This is a genomic window from Jiangella rhizosphaerae (genome assembly GCF_003579925.1).
In the GTDB taxonomy this organism is placed as follows: Bacteria; Actinomycetota; Actinomycetes; order Jiangellales; family Jiangellaceae; genus Jiangella; species Jiangella rhizosphaerae.
This window is the reverse complement of sequence record NZ_QUAL01000024.1, coordinates 1-14,088: the sequence shown is the minus strand read 5'-3', so window position 1 is coordinate 14,088 and position 14,088 is coordinate 1. Positions and strand designations below refer to the sequence as shown.

The window sequence follows — 14,088 nt, the reverse complement described above, 5'->3', positions numbered from 1 at the left end:
GCTCGTGGTTCGGCGACCGACTCCGCTGATGGTGGCGGGTCCGCTGGCCGCCGTCTGGCCGCTCGTGGTTCGGCGACCGACTCCGCTGTTGGTTCGCGTGCGCTGGCCGCTGGCGGGTATCTGCCGTGCCTGCCTGCGTTGCGTGGACCTTCGCCGGCCGTTGATCATGGAGAAACGCGGCTTCCCTGCGCGCCGGAACCCGCTTTCTCCATGATCATCGGCGATCACTGGTGCTATGACGCCAGCGATCGCCGATGATCACGGGCGCGGGCGATGGTGAGCGCTTTCCGACCGGTGGGGTGGGCCGTCATGAGGTTTTCTCGACCGTCGACACGATTGCAGGCGTAGTACGACACGGGTTTTCGTAGTGAACGTGATCATTTCGGGGCCGGGAGGGCCGGCGGACCCGTCACGAGGATTTCGCGTGCGTCACGAGGTCTGCGAGCCTCGTGTGGCAGGGAATCGGGTGGTGAACGTGATCATTTCGGGGCCGGGCGGCGCCAGGGGACAATGGCCCCATGCCAAGCGTCCGCGACGTCGTCATCCTCGGCTCGACCGGGTCGGTGGGCACTCAGGCCATCGACGTCGTCCAGCGGAACCCGGACAGGCTGAGGGTCACCGGCCTCGCCGCCGGCGGGTCGGACCCGGGCACGCTCGCACAGCAGGCGCTCGAGCTCGGCGTCGAGACCGTCGCCGTCGCGAAGGCGGGCGCCGCCGAGGACCTCATCCTCGCGTTCTACCAGGAGGCCGGCAAGCGCGGCTACGAGTCCGGCCAGTACCGCGTCCCGAAGGTCCTGGCCGGCCCGGACGCCGCCGCCGAGCTCGCCGCCACGCAGGACGCGGACGTCGTCCTCAATGCCATCACCGGCTCCATCGGCCTCGCGCCGACCCTCGCCGCGCTCGATGCGGGCCGGACGCTCGCGCTGGCGAACAAGGAATCGCTCATCGCCGGCGGCCCCCTGGTCAAGCAGCGGGCCAAGCCCGGCCAGATCGTCCCCGTCGACAGCGAGCACAGCGCCCTCGCCCAGTGCCTGCGCTCCGGCACCGCCCAAGAGGTGCGCAAGCTCGTCCTCACCGCCAGCGGCGGCCCGTTCCGCGGCCGCACGCGCGCGCAGATGACCGACGTCACACCGGAGCAGGCGCTGGCCCACCCGACGTGGAGCATGGGCCCGGTCATCACCATCAACTCCGCGAACCTGGTGAACAAGGGCCTGGAGCTGATCGAGGCGCACCTGCTGTTCGACGTGCCGTTCGACGCCATCGAGGTGGTCGTGCACCCGCAGTCGATCGTCCATTCGATGGTCGAGTTCGTCGACGGGTCCACGATCGCGCAGGCCAGCCCGCCCGACATGCGCATTCCCATCGCGCTGGCGCTGTCGTGGCCCGACCGCCTGCCCGACGCCGCGCCCGCCTGCGACTGGACCAAGGCGTCCACCTGGCAGTTCGAGCCGCTCGACAACGACGCGTTCCCCGCCGTCGAGCTCGCCCGCACCGCGGGCCGCCGCGGGGGCCTCGCGCCCGCCGTCTACAACGCGGCCAACGAGGAGTGCCTGGCCGCGTTCGTCGCCGGCCGGCTGCCGTTCGTGGGCATCGTCGACACCATCGACCGTATCCTTGACGAGTACGGTGGTGGTGACGCACGCAGCGTCGACGACGTGGCGGCCGCGGAGCACTGGGCCCGAGCCCGGGCGCGCGAGCTCGCCGGATCGGAAGAGGAACACTGATGGACCTGCTCGCCGTCGTCGGCATCCTGCTGTTCGCGGTCGGGCTCATCGTCTCGATCGCGCTGCACGAGATCGGCCATCTCGTGCCGGCGAAGCTGTTCGGCGTCAAGGTCAGCCAGTACATGATCGGCTTCGGCCGGACGGTGTGGTCGCGCAAGCGCGGCGAGACCGAGTACGGCGTCAAAGCCATCCCGCTGGGCGGCTTCGTCCGCATGATCGGCATGTTCCCGCCCGAGCCCGGCGGCGACGCCACCCAGCTGCGGCAGTCCAGCACCGGCCTGTTCCAGACGATGGCCCGCGACGCGCGCGCCGCCTCGCGCGAGGAGATCGGCCCCGGCGACGAGGACCGCGTCTTCTACCGCAAGGCGTGGTGGAAGAAGCTCATCATCATGCTGGGCGGCCCGGCGATGAACGTCGTCCTGGCCATCGTGCTGGCCGGCGGCGTGCTCATGACGTTCGGCAACCCCGACAAGCCGGTCTTCGCCCCCGTCGTCAGCGTCGTCAACGAGTGCGTCATCCCGGCGTCGGAGAACCGCACCGAGTGCACCGACGCCGACCCCGCCGCACCCGCCGCCGCGGCCGGCATCCTGCCCGGCGACCGCGTCGTCGAGATCGAGGGCCGGCCGATGCACACCTGGACCGAGGTCTCCGACGCCATCCAGGCCGCCGGCCCCGGCCCGATGCCGATGGTCGTCGAACGCGACGGGCAGCGCGTCGAACTCACTCCCGACCTCCGCATGGCCGAGCGGCCCGACCCCGACGGTCCCGAGGGCGCCACCGTCGAGACCAGCTTCCTCGGCATCGCCCCGACGCTCGACCACTTCCAGCAGGAGGACGTCGGCGGCACGCTCGCGTGGACCGGCGGCTTCATCAGCAACACCGCCGAGGCGATGTCGCGCATCCCGCAGCGCATGGTCGACGTGTGGGACGCCGCGTTCGGCGGCGGCGAGCGCAACCCCGAGACGCCGGTCAGCATCGTCGGCGCCGGCCGCATCGGCGGCGAGATCGCCTCGGCCGACGGGCTCACCGCGGCGCAGCGGGTGGCCACGTTCGTCATGATGCTGGCCTCGTTCAACATGGCCATCGCCATCTTCAACCTGGTGCCGCTGCTGCCGCTGGACGGCGGGCACGCGGCGGGCGCCATCTGGGAGGCCGTCAAGCGGGCCTTCGCCAAGCTGTTCCGCCGGCCCGAGCCGCAGCCGGTCGACGTCGCCAAGGCGCTCCCGCTGGCGTACGGGGTCGCCGTCGTGCTCATCGGCATGAGCGCGCTGCTGATCTACGCCGACCTCGTCAACCCCGTACGGCTACTGGGCTAGAAGAAGCTAGGAGAGAGTGAAGTCGATGAGTGTCGCCCTGGGGATGCCGCAGCTGCCGCCGCCGGTGCTCGCGCCACGGCGCAAGTCGCGCAAGATCCGCGTGGGCAAGGTCGAGGTCGGCGGCGACGCGCCCATCAGCGTCCAGTCCATGACGACCACGCCGACCACGGACATCAACGCGACGCTGCAGCAGATCGCCGAACTGACGGCGGCCGGCTGCGACATCGTCCGGGTCGCCGTGCCCAGCGCCGACGACGCCGACGCACTGCCGGCCATCGCGAAGAAGTCGCAGATCCCGGTCATCGCCGACATCCATTTCCAGCCGAAGTACGTCTTCGCCGCCATCGACGCCGGCTGCGCGGCCGTCCGCGTCAACCCCGGCAACATCAAGAAGTTCGACGACAAGGTCGGCGAGATCGCCAAGGCGGCCAAGGACGCCGGCGTCTCGCTGCGCATCGGCGTCAACGCCGGCTCGCTCGACCCGCGGCTGCTGGCCAAGTACGGCAAGGCCACCCCCGAGGCGCTGGTCGAGTCCGCCGTCTGGGAGGCGTCGCTGTTCGAGGAGCACGACTTCCACGACTTCAAGATCTCGGTGAAGCACAACGACCCCGTCGTCATGGTCCGCGCCTACGAGCTGCTGGCCGAGCGCGGCGACTGGCCGCTGCACCTGGGCGTCACCGAGGCCGGCCCGGCGTTCCAGGGCACCATCAAGTCCGCGACGGCGTTCGGCGCGCTGCTGTCCAAGGGCATCGGCGACACCATCCGGGTCTCGCTGTCCGCGCCGCCGGTCGAAGAGGTCAAGGTCGGCAACCAGATCCTGCAGTCGCTCAACCTGCGCCCGCGCAAGCTCGAGATCGTCTCGTGCCCGTCCTGCGGCCGCGCCCAGGTCGACGTCTACACGCTGGCCGACCGCGTCACCGCGGGCCTGGAAGGCATGGAGGTCCCGCTGCGGGTCGCCGTCATGGGCTGCGTGGTGAACGGCCCCGGGGAGGCGCGCGAGGCCGACCTGGGCGTAGCATCCGGCAACGGCAAGGGCCAGATCTTCGTGAAGGGCGAGGTCGTCAAGACGGTCCCCGAGGCGGAGATCGTCGAGACGCTGATCGAAGAGGCCATGCGCATCGCCGAGACGATGGACGCCGGCGACGGCGACGGCGGGCCGGTGGTCACCGTCGCCTGACGGCGGCGCTCGGGGGAGAGGGGGCGACGTGATCGGGACGTCGACGGCGGTGCGGCCGCTGAGCCAGGCCGACCTGGACGACACCGTCGCGCTGCTCGACCGCGACCCCTGCCTCGACGTGTTCGTCGGTGCCCGGGTGCACGCATCGGGGCTGGCGCCGTCGCGGCTGGCCGGCGAGCTCTGGGGCTACTACGAGGACCAGCGGCTGCGGTCGCTGTGCTACTCCGGCGCCAACCTCGTGCCGGTCGCCGCGACGGCCCGGGCCGCCCGCACGTTCGCCGACCTCGCCGTCCGCCGCGGCCGCCGCTGCTCGTCCATCGTCGGACCGGCCGATGCCGTGCTGTCGATGTGGGACCTGCTGCGCCCCGAGTGGGGCCCGGCGCGCGAGGTGCGCGCCTGCCAGCCGGTCATGGCGCTCAGCTCCGCACCCGCGGTCCCCGCCGACCCGCTGGTCCGCCGGGTGCGCCCCGACGAGATCGACGTGCTGCTGCCGGCCGCCATCGCGATGTTCACCGAGGAGGTCGGCGTCTCGCCCACCGCCACCGACGGCGGCGCCTACTACAGGGCGCGGCTCACCGAGCTGGTCCGCGCCGGCCGCGCGTTCGCCCGGTTCGAGGACGGCGAGATCGTCTTCAAGGCCGAGATCGGCGCCGTCACCCCGCACGCCTGCCAGGTGCAGGGCGTCTGGGTGCGGCCGGACCGGCGCGGCGAGCGGCTGTCCGTCGGCGGCATGGCGGCCGTCGTCGAGTACGCGCTGCGCGAGATCGCGCCGGCCGTCACGCTCTACGTCAACGACTTCAACGTCGCCGCGCGCGGTGCGTACCGCCGGGTCGGCTTCACCGAGGTCGGCCGTTTCGCCACCATCATGTTCTGACCACGGGCAGACTGGTCCGCGATGCGCCTCGCCCGACTCGCCGCCGCCTGCGTCGCCGCCGGCCTGCTCGCCGTCGCCGGATGCGGTGGCGGCGACGGCGACCCCGGCGCCGCGCCCAGCACGCCGCCGACGCCCACCACGTCGGCGCCACCGTCTCCGAGCCCCACGCCGACGCCGGAGCCGCGGACGTTCACGCTGGTCGCGACCGGCGACGTGTTGCTGCACGAGCGGCTGTGGGCGCAGGCCCAGCGCGACGCCGGGCCGGGCGAGGAGATGGACTTCGCGCCGCAGCTGGCGGCCATCGCCCCGGTCGTCGCGGGCGCCGGTCTGGCGATCTGCCATCTCGAGGTGCCGCTGGCGCCGGCCGGCGGTCCGTACGAGGGCTACCCGCTGTTCTCCGGCCCGCCGCAGGTCGCCACCGCGCTGGCCGAGACCGGCTACGACGCCTGCACCACCGCGTCGAACCACACCTTCGACCAGGGCGCCGACGGCGTCGACCGCACGCTGGACACCCTCGACGCCGCCGGGCTGGCGCACGCCGGCTCGGCCCGCACGCCCGAGGAGTCGCAGCGCATCACCCACGTCGAGGTCGCGGTGGCGGACGGTGAGCCGGTCGATGTCGCGCTGCTGTCGTACACGTTCGGGTTCAACGGCATCCCGGCGCCCGGCGGCGAGACGTGGCGGGGTCACCTGATCGACCCGGCCCGCATCCTCGCCGACGCCGCCACCGCCCGCGCCGAGGGCGCCGACGTCGTCGTCGCGGCGCTGCACTGGGGCGACGAGTACGTCCACGAGCCCAACGCGCTGCAGAGCGAGCTGGCGCCGCAGCTCATCGCGTCGCCCGACATCGACCTGCTGCTGGGCCACCACGCGCACGTCGTGCAGCCGATGCAGAACATCGGCGGCGAGTGGGTCGTCTACGGCATGGGCAACCTCATGGCCAACCACGCCGAGCCGGAGGGCCCGAAGGCCGAGGGGCTGCTCACCCGGTTCACGTTCACCGAGGACGTCGCGAGCGGCGCGTTCGCCGTCACCAAGGCCGAGTTCCTGCCGCTCTACCAGACCTACCAGCCGCCGGTCGAGGTGCTCGACGTGCCGGCGGCGCTCGCCGGCGGCGACACGGGCACTGCGACGCCGGCCCGGCTGCGGCAGGCGCGCGACCGCACCACCGAGATCGTGCTGAGCCGCGGCGGCGCGGCCTCGGGGCTGGTCCCGCTCGAATCCCCGTGACCGGCCGCTGAACCGGCGGCTATCCTCGTCCTTCGTTCCTATCGTCCCGCGAGCCAGTTGGAGCTCTCCGTGATCCTGCGCATGTCGACGTTGTTCCTGCGAACCCTGCGCGAGGATCCGGTCGACGCCGAGGTGCCGAGCCACAAGCTGCTGGTCCGCGCCGGGTACGTCCGCCGGGCCGCGCCCGGCATCTACTCCTGGCTGCCACTGGGCTACACGGTGCTGCGCAACGTCGAGAACATCGTCCGGCAGGAGATGAACGCCATCGGCGCGCAGGAGGTGCACTTCCCGGCGCTGCTGCCGCGCGAGCCCTACGAGGCCACCAACCGGTGGGAGGAGTACGGCGACACCATCTTCCGGCTCAAGGACCGCAAGGGCGGCGACTACCTGCTCGGTCCGACGCACGAGGAGATGTTCACGCTGCTGGTGAAGGACCTGTACTCGTCGTACAAGGACCTCCCGCTGTCGCTGTACCAGATCCAGACGAAGTACCGCGACGAGGCCCGCCCGCGCGCCGGCATCCTGCGCGGCCGCGAGTTCGTCATGAAGGACTCCTACTCCTTCGACGTCTCCGATGAGGCGTTCATGACGTCCTACCTGGCGCACCGCGCCGCCTACATCAAGATCTTCGACCGGCTCGGCCTCGACTACGTCATCGTCAAGGCGACGTCCGGCGCGATGGGCGGCTCGGCCAGCGAGGAGTTCCTGGCCACGGCCGAGAACGGCGAGGACACCTACGTCCGCTCGCCCGGCGGCTACGCGGCCAACGTCGAGGCCGTCACCACGCCGGTGCCCGACCCGCTGCCCTACGACGACGCGCCCGCGGCGCACGTCGAGGACACCCCCGACACCCCGACCATCGAGACGCTCGTCGACCACCTCAACGAGCGGTTCCCCCGCGACGACCGGCCCTGGCAGGCGTCGGACACGCTGAAGAACGTGCTGGTCATCCTGCGCCACCCCGACGGCACCCGCGAGCCGCTCGCCGTCGGCGTCCCCGGCGACCGCGAGGTCGACGAGAAGCGGCTGCAGGCGCAGGTCGAGCCCGCCGAGCTCGAGCCGTTCACCGAGGCCGACTTCGCCCAGCACCCGACGCTGGCCAAGGGCTACATCGGCCCCGGCGTGCTGGGGGAGAAGAACGCGTCGGGCATCCGTTACCTGGTCGACCCGCGCGTCGTCGAGGGCACCCGCTGGGTCACCGGCGCCGACACGCCCGGCAAGCACGTCATCGACCTCGTCGCCGGGCGCGACTTCACCCCCGACGGCACCATCGAGGCCGCCGAGGTGCGCCCCGGCGACCCCGCTCCCGACGGTTCCGGCCCGCTCGAGACCGCCCGCGGCATCGAGATGGGGCACATCTTCCAGCTCGGCCGCAAGTACTCCGACGCGCTCGGCCTGCAGGTGCTGGACGAGAACGGGAAGCTGGTCACCGTCACCATGGGCTCCTACGGTGTCGGCGTGTCGCGCGCCGTCGCGGCCATCGTCGAGAACTCCCACGACGAGCTCGGCATCATCTGGCCGCGCGAGGTCGCCCCGGCCGACGTCCACCTGGTCGCCACCGGCAAGGATGACGCGGTGTTCACCGCCGCGGCCGACATCGCCGAGCAGCTCGACGCCGCCGGCGTCCGGGTGCTCTTCGACGACCGCAAGGGCGTCAGCCCGGGGGTGAAGTTCAAGGACTCCGAGCTGATCGGCGTGCCGACCATCGTCGTCGTGGGCCGCGGCCTGGCCGACGGCGTCGTCGAGATCAAGGACCGCGCCACCGGCGAGCGCGAGGAGGTCGCCGTCGGCGCCGTCGTCGACCGGCTGCGGGAGATCGTCGCAGAATAGGGGCATGACGGGCCCGATGCTCGGCGAGTATCCCGCCGGCCCGGCGCATCCCGCGCTGGCCGGGGACGTCGTCGCGTACTGCGGGTACGTCGAGCACTCGCCGGTCCCGGTGCGACGGCGCGAGCTGCCCGGCCCGCGGGTACCGGTCATCATCAGCTTCGGCGACGTGCTGTCCGTGCGGTCCGCGGGCGGCGGCGTCACCGGCGAGCTGAGCTCGTTCGTCGCCGGGTTCCACGACACCTTCTCCGTCACCGAGTTCGTCGGCGGGCAGTGCGGCCTGCAGGTCGACCTCACCCCGCTGGGCGCCCACCGCCTGCTCGGCCTGGCCGGCGACGACCTGCGCCACGGGTCGGTGCGGCTGTCCGACGTGGTCGGGCGGCGCGACGCCGACGACCTGGTCGGCCGCCTCGTCGAGGCGCCCGACTGGGCCTCCCGGTTCGCGCTGGCCGACGCGTTCCTGCTGCGCCGAGCGCAGGCCGCGCCCACCGTCGACCCCGAGGTCGGGTGGGCATGGGAGCGGCTGTGCCGCACCGGCGGCCGGCTGCGCGTCGGCACCCTCGCAGCCGAGGTCGGCTGGAGCCGGCGGCACCTGGCCGGCCGCTTCCGCCGCCAGGTCGGTCTCGGGCCGAAGGAGGCGGCACGGGTACTGCGGTTCGCCCGCGCCGTGCGGCTGCTCGGCACCGCGCCGTCGCTCAGCGACCTCGCCGCCGACCTCGGCTACGCCGACCACAGCCACCTGGTGCGCGAGTTCCGCGCCCTGGCCGGCTGCCCGCCGTCGCAGCTGGCGGCGGAGCTGCGCGGCGAACCCGTCAGCGCACAGGTCACATAAGTCCAAGCCACGGGCCGCCGCCCGCCGTAGCGTGGCGGGCATGGACACCGCACCGACGTTCTACCCGCTGCTGCGCTACCGCGACGCCCGCGCGGCGATCGCGTTCCTCACCACGGCGTTCGGCTTCGCCGAGCGGGAGGTCACCGTGCACGACGGTGTCGTCGTGCACGCCGAGCTGACCTACGGCACCGGCATCGTCATGCTCGGCACTCTGGGGGTCGGCGACCCGCTCTGGGACCTCACGCCCACCGGCGTCTACGTCGCCGTCGACGACCCCGACGCGCACCACGCACGCGCCGTCGCCGCCGGCGCCGACATCGTCATGCCGCTCACCGACCAGGACTACGGGTCGCGGGAGTACGCGGCCCGCGATCCCGAGGGCAACGTCTGGTCGTTCGGCACCTACCGGCCCGCGCCGAAGGAGTGACGTCCCGTATCATCCCCTTCATGCATCGGTTGTTCCCGGTCACCCCGCCCCCCGCTCTCTAGCGGGGCGCGTCCCAGCGCGCCGGCTGCCCTTCTGAACGGGTGGCCGGCTTCTTCGCGCACTCCTGCGCGTCCCGCTCCCGCGCGTCTCGTCCCTCTTCACGTCGCAGGAGCCGATCCGTGGAACACACTCGTACCATCGCGCCGTCGCCGGCGCGTACCGACCTGCTCTCCGTCATGGGCGCCGGGATCCTCTGGGGCACCGGCGGCCTCACCGGGGCGCTGCTCATCGACCGCACCGGCCTCGGCGTGCCGGCCGTCGCGGCGTTCCGGCTGCTGGTGGGCGGCGGGCTGGTCGTCGCCTGGCTGGCGGCGACCGGCCGGCTGCACCGGCTGCGCGTGTCCGGCCGCGGCGCGCGCCGGTTGCTGCTGCTCGGCGCGCTGGCCGCGCTGTACCAGAGCTGCTACTTCGCCGCCGTCTCGCTGACGTCGGTCAGCCTGGCCACGCTGGTCACCCTCGGCGCGTCACCCGTGCTCGTCGTGCTCGCCGAGAGCGTCGTGGGACGGCGGCGGCCCGACGGGCGCATCCTGCTGGCCATCGCGACGGCGATCGCGGGCCTCGCGCTGCTCGTGGGCACGCCGGCCGCGGGCGACCCCGCTGCGGTGCTGGCCGGGACGGCGTGCGCGCTCGCCTCGGCCTCGGGGTTCGCCGCCATCACGATGCTCGGCGCCCGGCCGGTCGACGACCTCGGGGCGCTGCCGACGACGGGCCTGGCGTTCTGTGCGGGCGGCCTGCTGCTGGTGCCGCTCGCGGCGCTGACCGGCGGTGTCGCCGTCCACCTGGACGCCGGGACGCTGGGCCTGCTGCTCTTCCTGGGGCTGGCGCCGACGGCGCTGGCGTACGGGCTGTACTTCACCGGCCTGCGCACCGTCGCGACCGGCTCGGCGGCGCTGTTCTCGCTGCTGGAGCCGCTGACGGCGGCCGCGCTGGGCGCCGTCGTGCTGGACGAGCGGCTCGGCGCGGCGGGACTCGCCGGTGCGGTGCTGATCGGCGCCGCCGTACTGATGACGGCGACGGGTCGCCGGCGCTAGCGTCGTCGTCAGCAGCGGCGACCCGGGAGCAGGCGCATGGACGAACCCGAGTACGACTACGACCTCCTCGTCATCGGCTCCGGCCCGGGCGGGCAGAAGGCCGCCATCGGCGCGGCCAAGCTGGGCAAACGGGCCTGCGTCGTCGAGCGCCGGCACATGATCGGCGGCGTCTGCGTCAACACCGGCACCATCCCGTCCAAGACGCTGCGCGAGGCCGTGCTCTACCTCACCGGCCTGTCCATGCGCGAGCTCTACGGCCAGTCCTACCGGGTCAAGCACGAGATCACGGTGCAGGACCTGCTGGCCCGCACGCAGCACGTCATCGGCCGCGAGATCGAGGTGGTGCGGGCCCAGCTGTTCCGCAACCACGTCGATCTCGTGGTCGGCACCGGCCGCTTCGTCGACCCGCACACCATCTCGGTCGACGGGCCGGGGGAGCACCGCTGGCTCACCGCCGCGAACATCGTCATCGCGACGGGCACGACGCCGGCCCGCCCGGCCAACGTCGAGTTCGACGAGGGCCGGGTGGTCGACTCCGACGGCATCCTGACGCTCGAGCGCATCCCCGACTCCATGGTCGTCGTCGGGGCCGGCGTCATCGGCATCGAGTACGCCTCGATGTTCGCCGCGCTCGGCACTCGCGTCACCGTCGTCGAGAAGCGGGCGCAGATGCTGGAGTTCTGCGACCCCGAGGTGGTCGAGTCGCTCAAGTTCCACCTGCGCGACCTCTCGGTGACGTTCCGGTTCGGCGAAGAGGTCGAGAAGGTCGAGATCGGCTCGCACGGCACCGTGACGACGCTGGCCAGCGGCAAGCGCATCCCGGCCGAGACGGTGATGTACTCCGCCGGGCGGCAGGGGCTGACCGCGGAGCTGGGCCTCGACGCCGCCGGCCTCGCCGCCGACGCGCGCGGACGCATCGCCGTCGACCGCCAGTACCGCACGAGCGTCCCGCACATCTTCGCCGTCGGCGACGTCATCGGCTTCCCGGCGCTGGCCGCCACGAGCATGGACCAGGGGCGGCTCGCGTCGCTGTACGCGTTCGGCGAGCCGGCCAACGAGCTGCGCGAGATCCAGCCCATCGGCATCTACACGATCCCCGAGATCTCCTACTGCGGCCGCACCGAGGTCGAGCTCACGCAGGAGGCCGTTCCCTACGAGGTCGGCATCTCCCGCTACCGCGAGCTGGCCCGCGGCCAGATCGTCGGCGACTCCTACGGCATGCTGAAGCTGCTGGTCTCGCCGGCGACGCGGCACATCCTCGGCGTGCACGTGTTCGGCACCGGCGCCGCCGACCTCGTCCACATCGGGCAGGCGGTCATGGGCTGCGGCGGCACCGTCGACTACCTCGTCGACACCGTGTTCAACTACCCGACGCTGTCCGAGGCGTACAAGGTCGCGGCGCTCGACGTCACGAACAAGCTGCGTGCGTTGGAGCGCTTCGACCTCTGAGAATAACCAGTGAGTAGCTGGGTACGGTTACGGCATGAGATACGCAGCCAAGACCAGACACCTGTTCCGCGACGTCGGCGGGCTGCGGCTGCACTACCGCGAGGCGGGCGTCCCGTCGTCGACGGCGGTGCTGCTCCTGCACGGCTTCCCCGCGTCGTCGCACTCGTTCCGCGAGGTGCTCCCCGAGCTGGGCGAGCACTTCTACGCCGTCGCGCCGGACATGCCCGGGTTCGGGTTCTCCGACGCGCCGCCGCCGGACGAGTTCGAGTACACCTACGAGCGTCTCTCGCAGCCGATCGAGGGCCTGGTGGACGACCTGGGCGTGCGGCGGTTCGTGCTCTACGTGACCGACTACAGCACGCCGGTCGGGTACCTCATGGCCCTGCGCCACCCCGAGCGGATCCTGGGGCTGGTCGTGCAGAACGGCAACACGCACGAGGCGGGCCTGGGCACCATCTGGGACACCGCGCGCGAGTACTGGGCCGAGCCGACGGAGGAGAACCGGGCGAAGCTGCCGGACTGGCTGACGTTCGAGGGCACCCGCGACCAGTACCTCAGCGGGCTGTCGCCGGAACTGCAGACCCTGCAGCCGCACGAGACGTGGCACCTGGACTGGGAACGACTCACCCGGCCGGGCAACATCGAGGCGCACTTCCAGCTCTTCGTCGACTACCAGCACCACGTGGCCCGGTTCCCCGAGATCTCCGCCTACCACCGCGAGCACCAGCCGCCATGCCTGGTGCTGTGGGGCCGGCACGACGTGTACTTCGACATCGCGGAGGTGCTGGCCTACCACCAGGAGATGGAGACCCTCGAGGCCCATCTCTACGACGGCGGGCATCTCTTCCTCGAGACGCATGCCGCCGAGGTCGCCGACCAGCTCGTGACCTTCGTGGGCAACGTGATGGACCGGGCGGAGTTGCGATAGAGGTTGGCTCCAGTGTTGGGTGGGCCATCCATGGAGGTGGGCCCGTCCCCCTGCTGCCCGATTGTCTTGGCCGCGCACGCGCGCCTCAAGTCCGCGGCCTCTGCTGGGTGCTCTTCGCTGTGGTTGGGGGCCTTGGACTTGACCCGCGCGCCCGCGGCAAAGAACGGGCAGCTATCAGGGGGACGGGGGAAGAGCGGCGACGACTCCCGCGGCGTTGGCCCCGTTACGGTGTGAGTTTGGTGTCGTAGAGCGTCCACATCGCGAGATCTCACGGTGATTCGTGGGCCATCACGAGGATTACCCCAGCGTCAACACCCCTACAGCCATGTTGATGCTCACGTAATCCTCGTGATGTGGGCGATCGTCGATGATCATCGCTGTCCACAGCCCGACAAAGCACGCGAAACGGGCACGCCCAGCGTGAGGCGTGCCCACATCCTCCCCGTCCCCCTGATAGCTGCCCGTTCTTGGCCGCGGACGGGCGAGTCAAGCGGTCATCGCCGGCGCGAAGCGCCTCCATAGTCCGCTTGACGCGCCCGGTCGCGGCAAGAGTATGGGGCAGCAGGGGGACGGGGAGCCCCCAGCGCACGTGAACCCGGCGAACGGGCGTTTGCTAGACGCGCCCGTCCAGGCCGGGGAACGCGACCGGTGAGCCGCCCCAGGACAGCGCCTGGACGGCGGACATGACGACGCCGCGGACGGCGAACTCGCGCAGCTCGGGCGTGGTGGCGGCGCCGACGACGTCGGCGTACAGCGCGCCGAGCCGCTCCTCCAGCAGCACCGCCAGCGCCCGGGCGGACGCCTCGTCGGTGACGGGGGAGGGCAGCGCGTAGCCGGGCTCGGCCGCGACCGGGTCGGCGCCCGTCCCGGCGATCAGCGCGGCCAGTTCGTCGCGGCGGGAGCGGTGCGCGGCCAACGCGGTGTGTGCCGGCTCGGCGCCGTCGGGTAGGTGCGCGCCGACCACCCCGTAGCCGTAGACGCACGCGTGCTCGCCGGCCAGCGCCGCCTGAGCGGCATCGACGCCGGCGTCGGCGGAGGCGGAGGCGGTGGCGGAGGCGGTGGCGGTGGCCGGCGCGGACGGCGTCGGCGCCGGGGTCATCGTCATGCCAGCACCACCCCGTGGCCGGCCTCGGACGCGGCGATGGAGGCGAGGACGGCCGCCAGCCGCGGCCCCGCCGCGGCCAGCGCGGCGACGACACACGCGTCGGCGGCG

At 72.3% G+C, this 14,088-nt stretch carries 12 protein-coding genes; 11 read left to right on the top strand and 1 reads right to left on the bottom strand.

Translation table 11 applies throughout. From position 1 onward, the window contains the following. Positions 1-518: 518 nt before the first annotated feature. The 11 genes from dxr to DY240_RS02895 all read left to right on the top strand — a co-directional run bounded on the left by dxr (position 519) and on the right by DY240_RS02895 (position 12,875). Complete coding sequence (gene dxr, locus DY240_RS02945) at positions 519-1,724, top strand: 1-deoxy-D-xylulose-5-phosphate reductoisomerase (protein WP_119658476.1); 1,206 nt, start codon at positions 519-521, stop codon at positions 1,722-1,724. Further along, entirely contained in the window at positions 1,724-3,040 is a 1,317-nt protein-coding gene (locus tag DY240_RS02940; RefSeq protein ID WP_199700701.1) for a M50 family metallopeptidase, read from the top strand. The genes dxr and DY240_RS02940 overlap by 1 nt, the downstream gene beginning before the upstream one ends. Positions 3,041-3,065: 25 nt before the next feature. Then, positions 3,066-4,217, top strand: a complete 1,152-nt coding sequence (ispG, locus tag DY240_RS02935) for a flavodoxin-dependent (E)-4-hydroxy-3-methylbut-2-enyl-diphosphate synthase (protein WP_119658496.1) — start codon at positions 3,066-3,068, stop codon at positions 4,215-4,217. Positions 4,218-4,248: 31 nt separating this feature from the next. Beyond that, complete coding sequence (locus tag DY240_RS02930) at positions 4,249-5,091, top strand: GNAT family N-acetyltransferase (RefSeq protein WP_119658495.1); 843 nt, start codon at positions 4,249-4,251, stop codon at positions 5,089-5,091. 21 nt (positions 5,092-5,112) lie between these two features. Beyond that, a complete protein-coding gene (locus DY240_RS02925) occupies positions 5,113-6,321 on the top strand; it encodes a CapA family protein (protein ID WP_119658474.1) in 1,209 nt (402 codons plus the stop codon). Positions 6,322-6,390: 69 nt separating this feature from the next. Beyond that, entirely contained in the window at positions 6,391-8,151 is a 1,761-nt protein-coding gene (locus DY240_RS02920) for a proline--tRNA ligase (RefSeq protein WP_119658494.1), read from the top strand. A gap of 4 nt (positions 8,152-8,155) precedes the next feature. Further along, positions 8,156-8,980, top strand: coding sequence for a helix-turn-helix domain-containing protein (locus tag DY240_RS02915; protein WP_119658473.1), 825 nt, complete (start codon positions 8,156-8,158; stop codon positions 8,978-8,980). A gap of 40 nt (positions 8,981-9,020) precedes the next feature. Then, positions 9,021-9,407: a VOC family protein gene (locus DY240_RS02910; RefSeq protein ID WP_199700699.1), complete on the top strand. Its 387-nt coding sequence runs from the start codon at positions 9,021-9,023 to the stop codon at positions 9,405-9,407. Positions 9,408-9,586: 179 nt separating this feature from the next. Then, complete coding sequence (locus tag DY240_RS02905; RefSeq protein ID WP_199700688.1) at positions 9,587-10,498, top strand: DMT family transporter; 912 nt, start codon at positions 9,587-9,589, stop codon at positions 10,496-10,498. Positions 10,499-10,534: 36 nt separating this feature from the next. Next, entirely contained in the window at positions 10,535-11,947 is a 1,413-nt protein-coding gene (sthA, locus tag DY240_RS02900) for a Si-specific NAD(P)(+) transhydrogenase (RefSeq protein ID WP_119658471.1), read from the top strand. A gap of 34 nt (positions 11,948-11,981) precedes the next feature. Further along, positions 11,982-12,875 carry an alpha/beta fold hydrolase gene (locus DY240_RS02895; protein ID WP_119658470.1) on the top strand — a complete coding sequence of 298 codons (894 nt, stop codon included), beginning with the start codon at positions 11,982-11,984 and terminating at the stop codon, positions 12,873-12,875. A 613-nt stretch (positions 12,876-13,488) separates the two neighbouring features. Here DY240_RS02895 and DY240_RS02890 read toward each other — a convergent pair. Further along, the gene (locus DY240_RS02890) at positions 13,489-13,980 is read right to left on the bottom strand and encodes a ferritin-like domain-containing protein (RefSeq protein ID WP_199700686.1); all 492 of its coding nucleotides are present in this window, start codon (positions 13,978-13,980) and stop codon (positions 13,489-13,491) included. Between the last annotated feature and the right edge of the window lie 108 nt (positions 13,981-14,088).